The sequence below is a fragment of the Holospora curviuscula genome (assembly GCF_002930195.1).
In the GTDB taxonomy this organism is placed as follows: domain Bacteria; phylum Pseudomonadota; class Alphaproteobacteria; order Holosporales; family Holosporaceae; genus Holospora; species Holospora curviuscula.
Genome location: NZ_PHHC01000054.1, coordinates 1 through 2568, shown reverse-complemented (window position 1 = coordinate 2568; position 2568 = coordinate 1). Strand labels below are relative to the sequence as shown.

Annotated in this window: 2 protein-coding genes and 1 pseudogene; 1 reads left to right on the top strand and 2 read right to left on the bottom strand. The window is 37.9% G+C overall.

From position 1 onward, the window contains the following. Positions 1 to 37: 37 nt before the first annotated feature. On the bottom strand, positions 38 to 220 hold the full coding sequence (locus HCUR_RS09995; protein ID WP_104206331.1) for a transposase: 183 nt from the start codon (positions 218 to 220) through the stop codon (positions 38 to 40). A 730-nt stretch (positions 221 to 950) separates the two neighbouring features. Here HCUR_RS09995 and prfA point away from each other — a divergent pair. Then, entirely contained in the window at positions 951 to 2048 is a 1098-nt protein-coding gene (gene prfA / locus HCUR_RS00845) for a peptide chain release factor 1 (protein ID WP_104206330.1), read from the top strand. A gap of 119 nt (positions 2049 to 2167) precedes the next feature. Here the strand turns inward: prfA and HCUR_RS00840 are convergent. Next, positions 2168 to 2568: pseudogene (locus HCUR_RS00840) on the bottom strand (transposase family protein); the annotation flags it as partial.

Sequence of the window (2568 nt, the reverse complement as noted above, 5' to 3'; positions counted from 1 at the left end):
TCCGACGCATCTTGACAAGTGTGCTCAGTACTTTTTCTCATATTCCTTTGATCCTGCATCTTTGATAAAACGATTGTACAGGCGAGTATGGGGGAAAATCTTTAGAAAACATTCGCCATGGGCAGCTGCTCTTTATTATGTAAAATACTCTGTTAACACGCTCTTTCTTTTGGTGTTTACTTCTATTACTATACTTGCTCCATTCACAATGATTTTTAATGAGCGTTTATTCATGATCTGTTAAATCCTTTGGATCACGGGTTCTTATTACCGCCAAACTTGACTATACTGCCTCCTTTTATCCATGAATATAGGATTTTATTTTACCGATCGTCTTATTCTTCTGACCTTAATCCCATTGAGCAATAATGGGCTCAGGTTAAACAGATACAACGTTCTAAAAAATTTTCAATTGACGCGCTATTCTGTATAACTATTCTATAGTTATTTGGCTATAGTCTGGAATCAAAGCGCTAAATCCTCGTCTAATTATGGATCATGCTATAACGTGTATAAGATAAAAGAATTGATTGGCTTCGGGTTAATGTTCTTACCGCCACATTCGCTCCGTCTAAATTCCATTGAGAAATTCTGGGGTACTATGAAACGATACTCAATGTACTGCATGATATAAAGCTTTATTTCAATTCTTTCCAATCATATCTTCAAGCTTAATTACTATTAATGAGATCGGATTATAATGGGAAATAGTATAAATTATTTTTTGTAATGCCATCGGTCTATGACCGAACGGACTTGCAAAGCTTGCTCTGTGCATACTAAGCCTCTTTTTTCGCTGAAAAATTAACGTACTATTAATAGAATGATGGTCATACCCTCTGATCAAATTTAGTCCTGATGTATTTATTTAAATCAAGCTTCCTTGAGAGAGCTATGGCATCGCTTTATGTTGTATGGTATTTTGAAAATAATAAAAAACTTTTTTGACGATGCACGGTATTTCCAGTCAAACACTTTTTGCAATTCTTGAACGGCATAAACGCTTGGAAAACGCTTTGCTAGAAGATCAGTCATTACAAAACGCAATACAAATCAATAAAGATTATGCTGCCATGACGCCTCTAGTAGAGTGTGTCCAGAAATGGTTTCAAGTCAAGAAAGAATACGAAAATCTGGTTCAAATGCAAGAAATAGAAGAGGATATAAAGCTCTTGGTGGAAGAAGAAAAAAAACTTTTGCGTCAAAGGTTGGAAGCTTTAAGTTATGAAATTCGAATTCTTTTGTTGCCTAAAGATGAAGATGATGCGCGAGGAGCAATTTTAGAAATTCGTGCTGGAACGGGGGGAGAAGAAGCCGCCTTATTTGCAGCAGACCTTATGCGAATGTATACGCGTTACGGAACATTACAGAAATGGAAAATAGAGATTCTTCATGTTCATTACAGTGATCATGCGGGTGTTAAAGATGTAGGATTATTAATTCAGGGTAAAGACGTATATGCTCAGCTTAAGTTTGAAGCTGGAGTTCATCGAGTTCAACGCGTTCCAAAAACAGAATCCAGTGGGCGTGTGCACACTTCTGCTGCCACGGTAGCAGTATTACCAGAGGTAGAAGAGATCGATATTGTGATTGATGAAAAAGACTTGCGTATTGATGTATTCCGCTCGAGTGGTCCGGGAGGGCAATCGGTGAATACTACTGATAGTGCGGTGCGTATTACACACCTTCCCACGGGCATTGTGGTGAGCCAACAAGATGAAAAATCTCAACATAAAAATAAAGCAAAAGCATTAAAAGTACTTCGTTCTCGGTTATATGATGCAAAAAAATATCAAGAAGATATGGAGCGAAGTCAATCTCGTCAACAGCAAGTAGGACGAGGCGATCGTTCTGAACGAATTCGCACCTACAACTTTCCTCAAGGGCGTCTTACAGACCATCGTATTAAGTTAACTCTTCATTATCTTCCTGAAATTCTTGAGGGCGAAAGACTGGGAGAAGTGATTACCGCATTGATGACGTACGCTCGGGCGGAACAATTAGCTGAACAAGAAATGCAATTATCATCTGAAACATCTCTTTCTTAGAGAGTGTAATCATGAGATAGACCACCACAAGACTAAACAGTGTACGTGGGCGGAAATAACGAAAGATTCCGTTTTTTAGAACAACCGTTTCTCTAATAGACCGCCTGCATAACGAGATGTCAGGATAACTCCATGTTGGAAATAGCTGCTATTAGATTGAATCTGAGTCCAAATCTTTTACGTCTATTTCTGTATTGATCAGATATGATTTTGAACCGTTTAATCATACCTATGACCTTTTCATGGGCTACTCTTTCGCGAGCCAGATCTTAATTTTTCTTTTTATCTTCTTTTTGGGCAATTCGGATTTGATATGCAGCTTTTGTATTCCTTGGTATCCAGTGTCAGTAATCCCTTGCACTTTAGGATGTATTTTGGTTCCGGATTTTTTAAACAGCCTAAAATCATGACGTTTGCCGTTTGTACAAGCTGTACAAACAACTTGTTTCGTCTTCTTATCCACAACGAGTTGACTGTTTAAAGTATGTCTTCTCTTCTTTCCAGAATAAAAGGTCTTCTG

Bases quoted from the DNA above. Each gene is read 5' to 3' on its own strand.
- prfA (WP_104206330.1), top strand. From the start codon at position 951: ATGCACGGTATTTCCAGTCAAACACTTTTTGCAATTCTTGAACGGCAT.